The 16990-nt window shown below is 71.2% G+C and carries 9 protein-coding genes; 3 read left to right on the top strand and 6 right to left on the bottom strand.

The window, feature by feature from the left end; translation table 11 throughout:
- Positions 1-3: 3 nt before the first annotated feature.
- Positions 4-1362, bottom strand: coding sequence for an ABC-2 transporter permease family protein (locus tag MKW14_RS37765; protein ID WP_240870845.1), 1359 nt, complete (start codon positions 1360-1362; stop codon positions 4-6).
- Positions 1359-2300 (bottom strand): ABC transporter ATP-binding protein, encoded by a 942-nt coding sequence (locus MKW14_RS37770; RefSeq protein ID WP_240870849.1) that lies wholly within the window; start codon positions 2298-2300, stop codon positions 1359-1361. The genes MKW14_RS37765 and MKW14_RS37770 overlap by 4 nt, the downstream gene beginning before the upstream one ends.
- Positions 2301-2532: 232 nt before the next feature.
- Here MKW14_RS37770 and MKW14_RS37775 point away from each other — a divergent pair, with 232 nt between their 5' ends.
- Positions 2533-3582, top strand: a complete 1050-nt coding sequence (locus MKW14_RS37775; protein WP_240870850.1) for a hypothetical protein — start codon at positions 2533-2535, stop codon at positions 3580-3582.
- A 24-nt stretch (positions 3583-3606) separates the two neighbouring features.
- Here MKW14_RS37775 and MKW14_RS37780 read toward each other — a convergent pair whose 3' ends face one another.
- The 4 genes from MKW14_RS37780 to MKW14_RS37795 form a co-directional block, all read right to left on the bottom strand.
- On the bottom strand, positions 3607-4845 hold the full coding sequence (locus tag MKW14_RS37780) for a cation:proton antiporter (protein ID WP_240870853.1): 1239 nt from the start codon (positions 4843-4845) through the stop codon (positions 3607-3609).
- Between the two features lie 5 nt (positions 4846-4850).
- Positions 4851-5336: a cation:proton antiporter regulatory subunit gene (locus MKW14_RS37785; protein WP_240870854.1), complete on the bottom strand. Its 486-nt coding sequence runs from the start codon at positions 5334-5336 to the stop codon at positions 4851-4853.
- Positions 5337-5440: 104 nt separating this feature from the next.
- Complete coding sequence (locus MKW14_RS37790) at positions 5441-10636, bottom strand: family 43 glycosylhydrolase (protein ID WP_240870857.1); 5196 nt, start codon at positions 10634-10636, stop codon at positions 5441-5443.
- Between the two features lie 294 nt (positions 10637-10930).
- On the bottom strand, positions 10931-12997 hold the full coding sequence (locus tag MKW14_RS37795) for a SpoIIE family protein phosphatase (RefSeq protein WP_240870860.1): 2067 nt from the start codon (positions 12995-12997) through the stop codon (positions 10931-10933).
- 202 nt (positions 12998-13199) lie between these two features.
- Here MKW14_RS37795 and MKW14_RS37800 point away from each other — a divergent pair, with 202 nt between their 5' ends.
- The gene (locus MKW14_RS37800; RefSeq protein WP_374116656.1) at positions 13200-15674 is read left to right on the top strand and encodes a SpoIIE family protein phosphatase; all 2475 of its coding nucleotides are present in this window, start codon (positions 13200-13202) and stop codon (positions 15672-15674) included.
- Positions 15675-16101: 427 nt separating this feature from the next.
- Entirely contained in the window at positions 16102-16755 is a 654-nt protein-coding gene (locus MKW14_RS37805; protein ID WP_240870865.1) for a hypothetical protein, read from the top strand.
- Positions 16756-16990: the final 235 nt, after the last annotated feature.

Raw genomic sequence — 16990 nt, forward strand, 5'->3', positions numbered from 1 at the left:
GACTTATCCCTTCGAGGTGGTGTCGAGCAGTTCGACGTTGCCGTCGAACTGCCAAAGGGGGTTCGGGGCGTCCCCGGTGGGGGTACGGACGAGGAAGTAGCCGTTGACTTCCTTCGGTCCGTCGCCGTCGGCCACGAACCGCCCGTCTGAGGCGACGTCGAGCTGGTAGACGGCCGTACCGGCCACCGCGACGTCGGGGAGATGCCAGGTCACGACGCAACGCCAGTCGTTGCCCGCGCCTTCTTGAGCGCCCTGGCCGTCGCTCTTGGTGCACGCCGCCGTGGTCCGCAGCTTCGCCTCCGTGACGGCGGGGCGGTGCAACTGCCGGGTCTGCAGCCGGTAGAGGTGGGCGAACGCGGTGGCCACCGAACGCTGCACCTTGTTCTGCTCGATGCCGGAGCCCGTGGACGGGGTCGCCACGGCGACCACCGCGACGGTGACGGCGGTGAGGGCGGCCGGCGGCAGCAGTCCGACCGTGAGGGCGCGGCGACCGGCGCCGTCGTAGGCCAGGTTGGTGAAGTCCCGCCGCAGGAACAGCAGATAGGCCAGCGCCGTCGCCAGCACGGCCCACACCAGGCTGACCGCGACCCCGATCAGCAGCGGGGCGAGCTGGGCCGGGCTGGTGAACAGGCCGTTCCAGGAGATGAAGGCGTAGCCCGGCAGGGCGAGGCGTACGGCGACCGGCAGCGGCAGCATCTGGGCGACCTGCATGCCGAGCGCGACCAGGGGCGGCAGCAGCAGGCCCATCGGGGAGCGCCCGAGGGCGACCGACCCGAGCAGGCCGAGCGCGGTGAGTGCCAGGGTCGGAGCGAGCGCGCACAGCCACGCCAGCACGACCCGGCCGGCCGCGTCCCCCGGTGTCAGCAGGTGGCCGTCGAGGCCGACCAGCGGCTGGTCGCCGACCGACGCCAGCCCGCCGATCACGCTGGAGCAGACGAGCCCGGCCACCAGCAGCAGGATGACGGTGAGGCTGGCCAGTGACTTCGCCACGAAGATCCCGCGGGGTGAGCGCACCGCCACCAGCAGATGCCGCCAGGTCCCCAGCCGGTCCTCGGCGGCGAACACGTCACCGGCGACCGCCGAGGTCAGCAGCGGCAGCGCCCAGGTGCCCGCGAAACCGAGCATCACCAGCGGCCCGGCCCACCCCGTGGCGTGCATCCAGCGGCCGAACAGCGTGTCGGAGGGCAGTGTGCTCTGCTGACCGACCCCGGCCACGAAGAGCGCCGGCGCGATCCAGCAGGCGAGGACCAGCAGCCGGATCCGCCACTGCGAGACCAGCTTCACCACCTCGAAGCGGTAGCCGCGCGACAGCGGCACGCGGCGCACGACGGCAACGCCGTCTTCGGCGATGGCCGTGGTCATCGGCCGTCCTCCTGGGGCTCGGTGAGGGCGAGGAAGGCGGCCTCCAACGGCGAGACGACGGGCGCCAGTTCGCGTACCGCGACACCCGACCGCACGAGGTGCGCCACCAGTTCGTCGAGCGCGGGCACCAGTGCCCGGACGACCAGTACCTCGGCGTCCTGCCGCGTCCTGGTGTCCTCGACGACCCTGATCCCGTCCGTGTCGTCGGCCAGCCGGCGCGCGGCCCGCGGATCGGAGGTGCGCACCCGGTAGTCGAGTTCGCGGTTCTCCGCGGCCAGCTTGTTCAGCGGTCCGGAGAAGACGACCCGTCCGGTGGCGAGGATGGTCACCTCGGAGCACAGCGCCTCGAGGTCGTCCATCCGGTGACTGGAGACGACCACACCGGTGCCGGCCGCGGCGAGCCGGGTCAGAACCCGGTGCACCTGTCTTTTGCCGGACGGGTCAAGGCCGTTGGAGGGTTCGTCGAGCACCAGCAGCCGCGGTCCGGTGAGCAGGGCGGCGGCCAGACCGAGGCGTTGCCGCATGCCGAGGGAGAAGCCGCGGGCCTTGTCGTCGGCGACGTCGGTGAGCCCGACCTGGTCGAGCACCTCGTCGATCCCCGCCGTCCGCGCGTCGTGGCCCCGGAGTCGGGCCAGCGCCGCGAGGTTCTGCCGGGCGGTGAGGGAGGGGTAGAGGCCGGGGCCGTCCACGAAGCCGGCGACCCCGTCGGGAACCGCGAGCGCCCGCTCGACCGGCGTACCGAGGATCTCCAGCCGGCCGCCGTCGGCGACGGCCAGACCCAGCAGAAGGCCGAGCAGTGTCGTCTTGCCGGCGCCGTTCGGCCCCACCAGGCCGTGTATCTGACCCTGCGTCACATCCAGGTCGACGCCGTCGAGTGCCACGACATCGCCGAAACACTTGGTGATCCCACGCGCCCGGACCGCGAGAAGTGCGTCCATAGTCCCCTCTCCCCAAACCCCCAGGCAACCTAGGGACGGCACACAGCGCGGGCGAGGGACCAGGGTTGAACGTCCAGGGAACGGATCGTCAAGTGATTGGCAAGTACATGAGTACGAAGTACTCGCATCGGCCCAGAACCGGGCAACGCCGTCCGACGCCCGTCAACGGCCGGTAATGCGCCGGTCCCGTGCCGCCCGGCGAAGGACTCCCGATGGGCGGACACTGGAAGGTATGACACGCGAGCCCACGCAACCGTCCCGGCGCGTCGTCCTGCTGGGCGCGGCGGGCGGTCTGCTCGGCGCGGCGGGCTGCGGCAGCGGCACGACCCACACGGCTCCGTCACCGTCGGCCTCCTCCCCGTCGGCCCCCTCCCTGTCGGCTCCGTCACCGTCGGGCACCGCCCCGGCCGGTGCGCCCACGTCGCCGCCGCCCACGACGCAGGCCGCCGCCCTGCCGCGTACGACACCGTGGCGGCCGACTTCCGCGGAGATCACTCCGGCCGCCAAGCTGCGTGCGGTTCAGCTGGTCGAGGCGATCGGGGCGTGGCCGCAGGGCAGGGGCGGCGCGGCGGCGGCCCGGACGCGGGTGGCCGCGCTGAGGCTTCCCGCCTCCCTCGTCGCCCAGGCCGGCCCGCTGCTGCCGGACGCGGACGCCGCTGTCGTGCAGGTGGTCGACGCCCAGTACGGCGGCATCCTCACCGACTCCGCCAGCGTGCTGGTCGTCTGCCGTCAGTGGACGCTCCGGGGCGGCAGGGTCGGCGCCGGCGGTACGACGGTGGACGTACGGCTCACCCGCGCCGCCTCCGGCTGGACGGTCACCGCCCTGCACCCCGCGCGGCCCGGCGCGGCCGTGTCACCGCTGCCGGGCCGCGTCCGCGCGATCCTCGCCGACTCCCGCATCGAACTGCCGCCCGCCGCCCAGGCCGATCTGCGCAGCGGCCGCATCCACGACAGCGTCCTCACCGCGATGCGGCAACTGGCGGGCACCTACCGGATCTACGTCAGCGTCGTCCGCTCCGGCCATCCCCTCGACGTCTTCGGCACCAGCCGCCCCAGTGACCATCCCCGCGGCCGCGCCTTCGACGTGTGGCAGATCGACGGCCACGCGGTGGTCGACCCGGCCACGCCCCGCGGCCTCATCGAACGCTTCATGCGGGACGCGGCGGCGGCCGGCTCCTACAACGTCGGCGGACCCGTCCAGCTCTCCGGTGGCGCCACCGCCAACCAGTTCTTCAGCGACAACACCCACCACGACCACGTCCACATCGGATTCACCGGCTGAGCCCGGCCGCTGCCGTACGACGGTTCAGGGCCGGCCCACCTCGTGCGGTTCCGCGACGGCCGGCTCGCTCTCGCCCGGCGCCTCCTTCGGCCGTTCGGGCCTGCGCGGCCGGTGTGTCAGGGACAGCGCCACCGGCTCCGTGTAGCGGGCGGTGAGCGGGCCCAGGATCACCAGGATCAGGACGTACGCCGTGGCCAGCGGGCCGAGCGAGGGCTCGATGCCGGCGGTGACGGCGAGACCGGCGATGACGATGGAGAACTCCCCGCGCGCGACGAGCGTGCCGCCCGCGCGCCAGCGGCCCTTGGCGGAGATGCCGGCCCGGCGTGCCGCCCAGTAACCGGTCGCGATCTTCGTCGCGGCCGTGACGACGGCCAGGGCGAGGGCCGGAAGCAGGACCGGCGGGATGCTGGCCGGGTCGGTGTGCAGGCCGAAGAAGACGAAGAAGACGGCGGCGAACAGATCGCGCAGCGGGGCCAGCAGGTTGTGCGCGCCCTCGGCCACCTCACCGGACAGGGCGATGCCGACGAGGAAGGCGCCCACGGCGGCGGAGACCTGCAGTTGCTGCGCGAGACCGGCGACGACGAGAGTCAGCCCGAGGACGACCAGCAGCAGCTTCTCCGGGTCGTCGTTGGAGACGAAACGCGAGATGTGCCGTCCCCAGCGGACCGCGACGACGAGGACGAGCCCGGCCACCCCGAGGGCGATGCCCAGGGTGAGACTGCCCGCCGCGATCCCGGCGCCCGCCAGCAGCGCGGTGACGATCGGCAGGTAGACCGCCATGGAGAGGTCCTCCAGCACCAGGATGCTGAGGATGACCGGCGTCTCACGGTTGCCCAGCCGCCCGAGGTCGCCGAGCACCTTGGCGATCACGCCGGACGACGATATCCAGGTCACCCCGGCCAGGACGACGGCGGCGACCGGCCCCCACCCCAGCAGCAGCGCCATCACCGCGCCGGGAAGGGCGTTGAGGGCGGCGTCGACGAGGCCGGCCGGGTACTGGGTCTTGAGGTTGGAGACGAGATCGCTGGCGGTGTACTCCAGGCCGAGCATCAGCAGCAGCAGGATCACCCCGATCTCGGCGCCGATGGCGACGAACTCCTCACTGGCGCCCAGCGGCAGCAACCCGCCCTCGCCGAAGGCGAGTCCGGCGAGCAGATACAGCGGGATGGGGGAGAAGCGGAAGCGCGCGGCGAATCGGCCGAGCAGTCCCAGGCCGAGGATGATGCCGCCGAACTCGATCAGGAAGCGTGCGGAGGAGTGCATACGGCTCACTCCCGCCCGAGTATCGCGGCGGCCGCCTCGACGCCCTCACGGGTACCGATCACGATCAGCGTGTCGCCGCCCGCCAGCCGGAAGTCCGGAGTCGGCGAGGGAATCGCCTCGGCCCGGCGTAGCACCGCCACGATGGACACGCCGGTCTCGGTGCGCATCCGGGTCTCACCCAGCAGCCGCCCGTTCCAGTACGACACGGCGGACAGCTCGATCCGCTCGGCCACCAGGCCCAGTTCGGTCGTGGACAGCAGGTTCGGGCTGTGGTGCGTCGGCTTCATGGCGTCGACCAGTGCCTCCGCCTCGCCCGCGGTCAGCCGCACCGACAGCGCGCACGCGTCGGGATCGTCCGTGCGGTACGCGCTCATCGTGCGGGTGCCGTCCCGGTGCGCCACCACCGACAAGCGGCGCTGTTCGCGCGTCGTGAGGTCGTAACGGACCCCGATCCCTGGCAACGGCGTACTGCTGAGGCGTGGCGCACCCACGGCCGACCCCCTCCGACTTTGACATCTCTTTGGGAAACCTTGAACCCCACCCTACGGGGTGAGGTTCAAGGGGGCCGTGCCGTAGATCAGGTTGTGGATCCGGTTCAGCGAGCGTGGTCGCCGATCGTGAGGACACCCAGGAGCCTGGGGCTGGTGGCGTTGTCGTACACGACGTCACCGTCGGACTTCTTCCAGATCCCGATGCGGAAGTTGTCCGGGGTGTCGGTGGCGGTGACGCGGAAGGCGTAGCCGGACTTGCCGTTGACCGTTCCCGACCCCTGGTACACGGCCTGGTCGCCGGTGACCACGAGCCAGTCGGAGGCGGTCGAGCGGAGCCTCAGCTTCGCCGGGCCGAACTCGAAGGACGCCTCCCCGGCCGGGACGGTGCCCCGCTTCGGGTAGTGGGCGGTGAAGAAGAAGGCTGCCTTGCCGGTCAGGTCCGGCTGGGCGGGGTACGCGCCGGCGGGGGAGGTGAAGACTCCGGTGCCGAACGCGGATCCGGCCGAGCGGTCATAGGCGATGAGTTCGGGAAGGGTCCTGCTGGCGGAGCCACCGTCGTCGTCCGTCACCGTGATCACCGGGCGGCGGATTCCGGCCTTGGCATACGTGTGTTCGGCCCGGCAGCCCGCAGCGGTGACCGTCCCGGGGGTCGGCCTGCCGCCGTCCTTCCAGTCGACCGCGCAGGTGTGGGTGTCGCTCGTCCCCGGGTCCCTGAACCGGGCCGTGACGACCGCCCGTTGGCCGACCGGCACCGCGGATCGCGGACCTTGGGCGGAGGTGATGGCGGGGGCCGCGTTGGTCACCGTGACCCTCGCCGTGTCGTGGCTGCGTCCGCCGGTCAGGGTGACCGTGTAGGTGCCGTCGTCGGTGCACGTGATGGTGGTCCTCGCGGCGGCGGGGTCGGCGAGGGTGCAGGGCGCTCCCTGCTCGACCGTCCACCGCGCGCTGCCCGCACCGGAGAGCGAGCCGTTCAGCGTGATCGCGTCGCCCTCCGCGCCTGCCGCGTTCCCACCGGCGTGCACGATGGTCACCGGGTCGATGCTCGTCAGCGTGGGGACGACCGGCTTGATGAGGCCGTCGGAGTCGAACTCCAGCCTGTCGACGGTCGTTTCGCGGTGTGTGCCGTCGCCGCCGGGGATGGCGAAGCGGTGGTAGGCGATGTACCAGTCGTCGGTGTTCGGCACCTGGACGACCGAGTGGTGGCCGGTGCCCTTGATGCCCAGGGAGAGGTCCTTGGAGAGGATCACGCCCCGCTTGGTCCAGGGACCGGTGGGGGAGGGGCCGGTGGCGTAGGCGACGCGGTAGTTCTCGTCGCGGGTGTCGTTCTCCGACCACATGAAGTAGTAGGTGCCCTTGCGCTTGATGACGAAGGAGCCCTCGTTGTAGCCGCTGGGCGTGATGTCCTTGACCTTCGCGTGGTCCAGCGAGGTCATGTCGTCGTTCAGCGGCACCACGTACGCGTGGCCGTTGCCGAAGTACAGATACGACTGGCCGTCGTCGTCGGTGAAGACCGCCGGGTCGATCATCTGGCCGCTGAACTGCCCTGCCTTCAACAACGGCTTGCCGAGAGCGTCCTTGAAGGGGCCGGTCGGGGAGTCGGCGACCGCGACACCGATGTTGGCGTCGGCGCAGAAGTAGAAGTAGTACTTGCCGTTCCTCTCCGCGATCGTCGGCGCCCAGGCTCTGCTGTCCGCCCAGGAGACGTCGGGACCGAGGTCGAGGATGACGCCGTGGTCCTTCCAGTGGACCAGGTCGGTGGAGGAGTACGCCTTGAACTGCGTGCCGCTCCAGCCGTCGTAGCCGTCGGTGGTCGGGTAGAGGTAGAAGGTGTCGCCGAAGCGGACGATGTTCGGGTCGGCGTTGAGGCCCGGCAGGACCGGGCTCTTCATGACGAGCGCCGAGACCGTCCAGCTGCGCTTCGTGCCGTCGGACCCCGTCACCTCGTACGTCACCGGCTTGCCGAAGTCCTGCACGCTGCCGGAGGCGGGGCTGATCGCCGCGCCGTGGGCGAGGGTGAACTCCGGTGCGAGGGAGGTGAGATCGGTGCCCTCCTTCATCGGCAGCGTGATCCTGCCGTCCGCGTTGTCGACGATGGCGTCGACCTTGAGGTCGGGGTGGGAGACATGGGCGATCCCCGCCGTGTTGCCGCTGAGCTCCATCACCTCGGCGGCCGACAACGCCCGGTCGTAGATGCGGAAGTCGTCGACCTCGCCGCCGTAGTACGGGTCGGCCGAGTACAGCGACCGGCCGATGTAGCCGGTGTAGTCCTTGTGCGCGTCGTACAGTTCGGACGGTTTGATGCTCGTCGTCGTACGGGCCGCCTCGACGCCGTCGACGTAGAGGACCATCGTGCCGGTGGAGCCGTCGAGGGTGACGGTGACGTGCCGCCACTGGCCGGGCGTGAGCTGCGAGCCGGCCGTCAGCTTCGACTCCGCCGACCAACTCGCCTTGGTGATGGCCGAGTAGAGGCTGGAGCCGCCGTTGGAGGGCGTGGCGAAGAGGTACTTGTCGCTGTCCGGCCCGAGCCCGAACAGCCACTGGAAGGCGTTTCCGCCCTGCCACTTGGCGTACGTCGACACGGTGACGCTGTCGGCGTCGTTCAGCACACCGTTCGGGATCCTCACGTACGGCGAGTCGGAGGCGCCGGACATCTTGAACGAGCCGCCGTCGACGCCGGTGCCGAAGGCGGGGGTTCGGACGTACGTGCCGTGGTAGCCGTGTCCGCTGGAGTCGACCACGATGCTGCCGGACGTCTCGTCGAAGCCGTAGTGCAGCAGCAGGTCGGCCGGGACGGCCGGGCCCTCCTCCGACACCGTCACCCGGGCCCGGACCGGGAGCGCGGCGCCGTCGGGCAGGCTGCCCGTCACGGTGAAGGTGCCGGCCTGGGCGTACTTCGACTCGGGCACGTCCTCCCAGGAGACGGCGACAGGGCGCTTGACACCGTCGGCGTAGGTGGCGAGCACCGTGGCCGGCAGGACCGGCCGTTCACCGGTCCGTGTCGTCACCGGCACGTCCTCGACGCTCTCGACCAGTTGGTCCGGCTGGTAGGCGCGCAGCAGCCGGTCGTACTCGGCCTGGGTGACGGGCAGGACGGTGCCGTGGCGCGGCTTGGCCGGCAGGTCGTAGTCGGTGACGGGGGTCCAGTTGCCCGAGTCGAGGTCGCTGGTCTCGAACGGGAGGTAGCCGCGGCCGCCGAACTCGTCCAGGAACGCGTACCACTTGTCCTCGGTGTTCGACTTGAAGACCAACGGCCCCTCGGCGGCGCTCATCACGCCCTTGCCGATCCCCTCGGCGACCGGGCTCCACGAGCCCAGGATGGAGTCGCTCTTCTCCTCGAAGATGAACTTGCTGTTGGGAGTCGAGGAGGAGTTGTTGCGCTCGTCCTTCGAGAGGCGGTAGTACGTACCGTCCTTCTGGATCATCGTGGAGTCGATGACGGACCAGCCGCGGTCGATCCAGACCCTGGGCTCGCTGAAGGTGTAGAAGTCGCGGGTGGTCGCGTACATCATGCGGTTGTACGTGTCGCCGGTGTGCCCGGCGTTGTCGTACAGCTTCGACGCCCAGAAGACGACGTACTCGCCGAGCTGGGCGTCGTAGAACGCCTCCGGGGCCCAGGTGTTGCCCGCGCTGTCGGGGGAGACCCTGACCAGGCGCTGGTTCGTCCAGTGGACCAGGTCGGTGGACTCCCAGACCATGATGGACTTGCTGCCGCTGCGCTGGGCGGCGTCCCAGTCGCCGTTGCCGTAGATCCTCAGGTCGGTGGCGATCTGGTAGAACTTGTCGCCCTCGGGGGAGCGGATGATGAACGGGTCGCGCAGGCCCTTCTCGCCGAGCGTGGAGGTCAGCACGGGCTTGCCGTCGTTCAGCTCCCGCCACTTCAGGGGGTCGTCGCCCTTGCTCAGCGCCGCGTAGAGCTGTTCGCCGTCCGCGGTTCCCTCGCCGGTGAAGTAGCTGAACATGTAGCCCTTGAGGGCCTGTCGCGCGGGGAGTTCGGGGACCTTCGCGGTCAGGACGCGGGTCGTTCGCGCCTCGCCCTTGGTGACGGTGGCGGTCAGCTCGACGGTGGTGGCACCGGCGCCGTGTGCGGGGCGGTGGACGACGCCGTCGGCGGAGACGACGTCCGGAGCGGCGGAGGACCAGGTGACCCGGGTGCCGTACGAACCGGTCGCCGGGAGCGACAGGTTGCCGCGTACGTCGTCGAGGTTGTGGACGGTGAGGTCCTCGGCGGCGTGCTCGGTGGCCGTTTGGTCGTCGAAGTCGGGCAGCACCGTGACGTCGAAGGACTTGGTGTCGCTCACGGCGCCCTTGCGCAGGGTGGCCGTGAGCTTCGCGTGGGCGGCGGGTTCGCCGGCGGCCGGGCGGGTCACCCTGCCCGTGTCGCTCACCACGCCGGTGTCGTCGCTGGCCCAGCTGATCGTGGAGCCGCCGGCCGTCCCGGTCTTCGGCAGGTCCAGGTCGGCGGTCACCGCGCCGGTGTCGCCGAGGCTGAGGGCGGCCTTGTCGTCGGCGACGCCCTGTGTGGCGACAGGAAGGGCGAGCCGGGCGACCTCGGAGGCGTCGAGGGAGCGGTCGTAGACGCGGAAGTCGCGCACGCGGCCCTTGAAGAGCTTGTCGCCGGAGTAGAGCGACTTTCCGATGTAGTTGCCGGTCGTGGTGCCCGAACCGATGGAGCCGGGGGTGATGGTGACCGAGGTGTTGCGGCCGACCTCGACGCCGTCCTCGTACAGCACGCCCGTGGTGCCGGCCTGGGTGTAGGTGAGGTGCTTCCACACCCCGCGGCTGAGGTTGTGCGCGTCGGCGGGCTTGGTGGTCTGCTCCGTCGACCAGTTGCCGGTCGCGATCGAGGTGCGCAGGGAGTTTCCGGTGGTGAAGAGGTAGCCGTTGCCGTTGCCGCCGCTGGAGTTGCCGAAGCCGTAGAGGAAGTACGGCGTGGACTGGGCGGAGTCGATCAGCACGTCCGTCGAGACGGTGATCGCGGACATGCCCTTCATGACGTCGTTCGGCACCTTGATGTAGGTGTCGGAGCCGTTGAAGGCGAGTCCCTGCCCGGTGGCCGACCAGTCGGCGGTGCCGTTCACGGTGCCGTCGCGGCCGTTGCCGGAGGCGTCGGGGACGGTGCTTCCGGAGTCCGCGTCGAGCTTGTACCAGAGGGCCAGCCCGTCGGCGACGTCCGAGGTGTCCGCCGCGTGCGCGGGGGAGAGCGGTGCGGTGAGGCCCAGGAACAGCGACACGGTGGTCAGACCGGCGAGCCGGCCGGCCCGGCGTCTGACACGGGTGCGCCGGCGTGCGAGGTACGTCATGTGGGGTTCCTTGCGGAGGCATGGCTGACGGGGGGAGCAAGGCAGGGGAAGCCGGCCGGGAACGGGCGCCTCGGCCAGGGGCGCCTGATCGTTTCGGCTGGGTGACGTCGTGTTGCGAGAGTGTCAATCGAAGGTCATGCCACCGTCAAGAGGTTTCGAACAATGTCCGACCAGCCGCACACGTTCACTGTCGGGTCTCAACTGCCCGTCGGTCAGAGAGCGTTCTCGTACGTCCTTCCGGCGCCGACGCGGGCAGAGCGACGGCGCCCGACGCGGCGAGTGCGGTGCCCTTGCCTACAGGGCCCGGGCGATGAGGAGGGCGACGTCGTCGTAGTCGTCGGGGTGGCGCAGGCCGTAGAGCAGGAGGTCGCAGGTCTCCTCCAGGGGGCGGTGCGGCTCGTCGAGGAAGCCGAGCAGGGTCTGCAGACGGTCGTCGATGGAGTGGTGCCGGGTCTCGACCAGGCCGTCGGTGTAGAGGACGAGCAGATCGCCGGGGTCAAGACGGACCGAGGTGGTCTCGAAGGTGATGCCGCCGACACCGAGCGGTGCGCCGGAGGGCAGGTCGAGCAGCTTCGGGGCGTGACGGGGGCCGACCAGAGCGGGCGGCATGTGGCCGGCGTTGGCGAGCAGGCACTCGCGGGTGCGGGGGTCGTACACGGCGTAGAGGCAGGTGACGATGTAGTGCTCCAGATCGCAGGTGATCTTGTCGAGGTGGCGGAGCACGGAGCCGGGTTCGAGATCGAGGTCGGCGTAGGCACACGTGGCGGTGCGCAGCCGGCCCATGGTGGCGGCGGCGTCGATGCCGTTGCCCATGACGTCGCCGACGACCAGCGCGGTCTTGTCGTCGTCGAGCGGGATGACGTCGTACCAGTCGCCGCCGACCTCGCTGGTGGCCTGGGCGGGCTGGTAGCGGGAGGCCAGCTCCAGGCCCGCGTGCTGGGGCGGATGATCGGGCAGCAGGCTGCGTTGCAGCGTGAGGGAGGTGTTGCGCACGCTCTGGAACCAGCGGGCGTTGTCGATGGCCACCGCCGCCCGCCCGGCGAGCTCGGCGGCCAGCACGACGTCGTCGTCGTCGAACGGCGCCGGATTGCGGGTCCGTTTCAGGTCGAGCGCGCCGAGCACCTCACCGTGGGCGATCAGCGGCACCGCGAGGTACGAATGGACGCCCGCCCGGGCCAGCAGCGAGCCGGCCTCGGCGTCCCGCGCGATGCGCGGCAGGTCCCGTTCGCCGACGTGCCGCACCAGGACCGGGCGGCCGCTGTGGACGCACAGGGTGACCAGCCGGTCGCCCTCGTAGGCCGCCAGTCCGCCGGGCGGGTCGGCGGCGCGCAGGGCCACCGTCGGATGGGCCGCCTTGAGCGCGAGGGCGCGGAAGAGTTCGGGTCCGTCGTCCGGTCTGCGGGAGCGGCGGCAGGCCAGCGCCGAGTCCAGGACGTCGACGGCGACCACGTCGGCGAGCTGCGGCACGGCGATCTCGGCCAGCTCCCGGGCGGTCTCCTCCACCTCCAGCGTGGTCCCGACCCGCACCGAGGCGTCCGCGATCAGCGCGAGCCGGCGCCGCGCCCGGTCGGCCTCGGCCGCCGCGCGGTGCCGCTCGGTGACGTCGACGACCGAGGCGGCCGCGCCCAGGACCCGGCCACCGGGGTCTTCAAGTCGGTAGAACGACATGGACCAGGCGTGTTCGTGCTCGGGGTCGGTCCGCGGACGGCCGACGTGGTACTGGTCCAGCAGCGGAGTGCCCGTCGTGAGCACCTGCCGCAGCGCGGACTCGATGGTGTCGATGTCCGGCAGCGGCAGGGTCTCCCGCAGGCCCCGGCCCACGTGCTCCTCGGCCGGGACGCCGTCGATGCGCTCCAGCGCCGGGTTGACCAGCAGGTAGCGCAGATCGGGGTCGAGCAGGGCAAGGCCGATGGGGGACTGCCTGATCAGCCGGTCGCACAGGGCCAGGTCGGTCTCGACGCGCTGCAGGAGGTTGTGGTCGGCGGCGATGCCCAGCGCGTAGACGTCCCCGAGATCGTCCTGCAGCCGCATGTTGCGGAACTCCATGACCCGGGTGGTGCCGTCCTTGTGCCGGATCGGGAAGGCGCCGGCCCAGCTGCGGCCGGTCTGCAGCACCTCGGTGAACAGCCTGACCACGGCCTTGAGATGCTCGGGATGGATGAACAGCCGTGCCGCGTACTTGCCGAGCGCCTCCTGCGCGGAGTACCCGAACAGTTCCTCGGCCTGCGGGGTCCAGAACACGATGCGCCCGTCGGCGTCGACGACCGTCGCGGCCACGCTCAGCAGGTCCAGCAGACCGGTCGGCGGGGGTGACTCGACGTCGGGGACATCGTCGTCCGTCGAGAAGGATTCGGCTGTCATCCGGCACGCACCTCCACCGTTCCGCAGGATCCGGCGACCCTTGCCGGCGTCGTCGCACACCCGGGTTTTGACCAGCGGTCCTTCCATGGTCCCTCCGCTTCCGGACGGGCGGAAGCGGGCGAGGGCGGGCAGCCCGGTCCGTCAGGCCCGTGCGCTTCGGGCGGTCTAGCAGGAACATGGGGGTGTACAGGACGGCACCCGGATGGCACCCATGGATCCAGCGCGAGACGAGCCCGACGGGCCGACGCCCGCGGGACCGCGCGATCTCCTCGACGCGTCCAGCGACGCGGCGGCGGTCCTCACCGCTCAGGGGGTCGTGCTCGGCTGGACCCGTGCCGCCGAGGCGCTGCTCGGCCACCCGGCCGCCGAGGTGGTCGGCACGTCCGCCGCCCGCCTGCTGGCCGTCCCCAGGGACCCGGCGCGGGTGGCCGGGGTGGTGCGGCGGTGCCGGGCCGGCATGGGGTGGAACGGCCTGGTCCCGCTCCGGCACCGCGACGGCCGGTCCGTCGACGCCGACCTGCGGGTCTCCGCGTCCTTCCAGGTCGGGGAGAGCGAGTGCTTCCTGCTCTCGGCGCGGGAGCGGCGTCAGCAGTGGATGATCGGCCAGTCCGTGCTCGACGGGTTCCTCACCCGTTCCCCGGTCGGCATGGCGGTGATGGACCTGGAGCTGCGCTACGTGTGGCTCAACGACACCCTCGAATCCTTCGGCGGCGTGCCGCGTGAACAGCGGCTCGGGCGCCGGCTGAGCGAACTGCTGCCGGGGCTGCAGGCGGCCACGCTCGAAGGGCTGATGCGCAAGGTCCTGCAGAGCGGGGTCCCGGTCACCGACTACGAGTACCTGGGCTGGAGCTGGGCCGACCCGCACCGCCAGCGCGCGTACTCCACGTCCTTCTTCCCCCTGGTGGACGCGGGGGAGACCGTCACCGGGGTCTGCTACATGGTCCAGGACGTCACCGAGCGCTGGACCGCGCGACGGCTGCTGACGCTGGTCAACGAGGCCGGCACCTGCGTCGGCACCACCCTGGACGTCATCCGGACGGCCCAGGAACTCGCCGACTTCGCGGTACCGCGGTTCGCGGACTTCGTCGTCGTCGACCTCCTGGAGCCCGTCCTGAGCACCGAGGGGCACGGGGCGTGGCTCACGGACGCCGGGCCCGCCCCCGCCCAGCCGGTGCTGCGGCGTGCCGGGATGAGTTCGGTGCGGGAGGGCTGTCCCGAGGCCGTGGTGCGGATCGGGGAGAAAGCGGGCTTCCTGCCCCCGACACACGATCTGAGCCTGCTCATCGACGGTGAACCGATCCTGCTCCCGGTCGTCGATCCCTCGGCGAAGGAGTGGGTCACCGAGCAGCCCGAACGCGCCCAGCGCATCCGTGAGTTCGGCCTGCACTCCCTGATATCCGTGCCGATGCGGGCACGCAACACCGCGCTCGGCATCACCACCTTCATGCGCTCCCTCAACCCGGTCCCCTTCCAGCCGGACGACGTACTGCTGGCCCGGGAAGTGGTGGCCCGGGCGGCGCTGTGCGTCGACAACGCCCGCCGCTACACCCGCGAGCACACCGCGGCGGTGACCCTGCAGCGCAGTCTGCTGCCGCAGGCCCTCTCCGGCGGAACCGCGCTGGAGGTGGCCTCCGCCTATCTGCCGGCCGACCCCACGGACGGTGTGGGCGGCGACTGGTTCGACGTGATCCCGCTGTCCGGGGCCCGGGTCGGTCTCGTCATCGGCGACGTGGTGGGACACGGCATCACCGCCGCGGCGGCCATGGGCCGGCTGCGTACGGCGGTGCAGACCCTCGCCGACATGGAACTGCCGCCCGACGAACTGCTGGCCCACCTCGACGACCTCGTCCTGCGGCTGAGCGCCGAGAAGACCGACGGTGGCGGGCCGGCCCAGGGAAGCATGACCGCCTTCCTCGGGGCGACCTGCCTGTACGCCGTCTACGACCCGGTCACCGGTCGCTGCACGATGGCCCGCGCCGGACACCCCCCGCCCGTCGTGGTCGCACCCGACGGCCGGGTCTCCTTCCCCGAGCCCCCGGCCGGACCGCCGCTGGGACTGGGCGCCATGGCGTTCGAGGCCACCGAGATCGAACTCGCCGAGAACAGCCTGATCGGCCTCTACACCGACGGTCTCATCGAGGGGTCCGACGGCGACATCGAGCGCGGCATGTCCCGCCTGGCCGGGGCTCTGACCCGCTCCGAGACCGACCTGCCCACGCTGTGCACGTCCGCGGTGCAGCAGCTCGTCCCCGGATCGCAGCCCGACGACATCGCCCTGCTCCTGGCCCGCACCCACACCCTGGGCGCGGATCATGTCGCCTCCTGGGACGTGCCCGTGGACCCGGCCGCCGTCGCCGACCTCCGCGCGCGGGCCACCCGCCAGGTGGAGGCCTGGGGACTTGAGGACCTCGCCCTGACGACGGAACTCGTCGTCAGCGAACTGGTCACCAACGCGATCCGCTACGCCGAGCCGCCCATACGTCTACGGCTGATCCGCGACACCGACCTGACCTGCGAGGTCGCCGACTCCAGCAGCACGGCCCCCCGCCTGCGACACGCCCGCAGCACGGACGAGGGCGGCCGCGGCCTCTTCCTCGTGGCCCAACTGACCGACCGCTGGGGCGCCCGCTACACCCCCGAGGGAAAGATCATCTGGGCGGAGCAGGAAAGGCCGTGAGGCTGGGTCCGTCGGCGGAGCGCGCTCCGGCCGCGACGAGGATTCCGGCGGTCCCGGGATGGGGGGCCGTGGTTCGCCCAGTCGAGGGGCGCCCGGACAGGAGTTGAGTTCGAGGCTCTCCGGAACGAGCAAGGCGCGCATGAGGTGCGTGATGCTGTCCCTGGCGGCCTGGCCGACCCTGTGGCCCCCGTCGGCCCCGGCTCCCACCGCGTCACCAAGCCGTTTTCGCGACGCCGCATTCCCTGGGGGCGCGGTGGCGGCCGCTAGGTGAAACCACGGAACTTGCTACTGACGTTCGCCGTGGAAGTACGCGGGCCTGAAACGGCGTCGGTGGGCGGGGCTAGGGTGCGAGGCACCCGATGGTTTCCGGGCCGGTCGTCGGCGGACGCCGGTCAGGTCCGCTGCTGCTGCCCCGAGGAGACACGTGATGGGCGCTCGTTCGTTCATGCTCGCGACACGGATACCGATGTCGCGCGATGGCTTCGCCGAGTGGCTGCGCACGCCCTTGCCGGGCCTTGACATCATCGAGAACCCGTCCGCGATGTACGTGGGGTGGGCCAGCGACGGCGCCGCCCCGGACTGGGACCTGGCCGAGACCGCCGCCCACTACCCGCAGGCGGTGGCCGGGATCCGCGCCGGGCGGGACAAGACCCCCCTGCAACTGCTCGCCCCCCGCGCCGCCCAAGGCTTCAGCCTGCTCCGCCACCGTGACGAGGCTCTGGAGGTCTATCTGTACGACTACCACGGCGAGGAGACCAGCACCCAGACCGATCTGCTGATGCTGGCCGGCGCGGGCCGCTTCGCGCACCCAGGCACCGAGGCACCGGTCATGTACTGGGGCGGCGACGTCTACCCCGGCCTCCCGATGCCCGGCGACGAGCCCCTCGCGATCATGCTCGTCACTCACACCCGAGCCCGCTTCGTGGACACCCACCCACTCGACACCCTGATCGCGAACCTGACGCCCATCGAGACCGACTTCCTCACCGCAAACGCCTACGGCGAGGACGAAGCCCCGCCCCAGGCCTCCCATGACCTGCTCGACCCCGCGCTCCGCGCCGACCCGGTCGCCGACCAGTGAGCCCTCGCCGACCTGAAGTCGCAGATCAAAGAGCTGTTGCGTGACAACGCCGGAGCCGTCCTGGGTATGCGGTCGACGGCAGATACAGGAGCCAGCCGTCCGGTTCACACCCGCCCGGGTTGAGAGGCCGACTCCGATCTGGTGCATGCAGGCGGAAGAACTCTTGCCTGGTGTCAAGCGCTGCGCAATCCCTGTACGAGATACCGGACTTGAGATAGCGTCACCCTGCCCCAGC

Source organism: Streptomyces gilvus, from assembly GCF_022513565.1.
Classification (GTDB): Bacteria; Actinomycetota; Actinomycetes; order Streptomycetales; family Streptomycetaceae; genus Streptomyces; species Streptomyces gilvus.

Excerpts from the sequence above, each read along its gene's own strand:
- MKW14_RS37765 (WP_240870845.1), bottom strand. The coding sequence starts at position 1,362 with ATGACCACGGCCATCGCCGAAGACGGCGTTGCCGTCGTGCGCCGCGTG.
- MKW14_RS37770 (WP_240870849.1), bottom strand. The coding sequence starts at position 2,300 with ATGGACGCACTTCTCGCGGTCCGGGCGCGTGGGATCACCAAGTGTTTC.
- MKW14_RS37775 (WP_240870850.1), top strand. The coding sequence starts at position 2,533 with ATGACACGCGAGCCCACGCAACCGTCCCGGCGCGTCGTCCTGCTGGGC.
- MKW14_RS37780 (WP_240870853.1), bottom strand. The coding sequence starts at position 4,845 with ATGCACTCCTCCGCACGCTTCCTGATCGAGTTCGGCGGCATCATCCTC.
- MKW14_RS37790 (WP_240870857.1), bottom strand. The coding sequence starts at position 10,636 with ATGACGTACCTCGCACGCCGGCGCACCCGTGTCAGACGCCGGGCCGGC.
- MKW14_RS37795 (WP_240870860.1), bottom strand. The coding sequence starts at position 12,997 with ATGACAGCCGAATCCTTCTCGACGGACGACGATGTCCCCGACGTCGAG.
- MKW14_RS37800 (WP_374116656.1), top strand. The coding sequence starts at position 13,200 with ATGGCACCCATGGATCCAGCGCGAGACGAGCCCGACGGGCCGACGCCC.
- MKW14_RS37805 (WP_240870865.1), top strand. The coding sequence starts at position 16,102 with ATGGGCGCTCGTTCGTTCATGCTCGCGACACGGATACCGATGTCGCGC.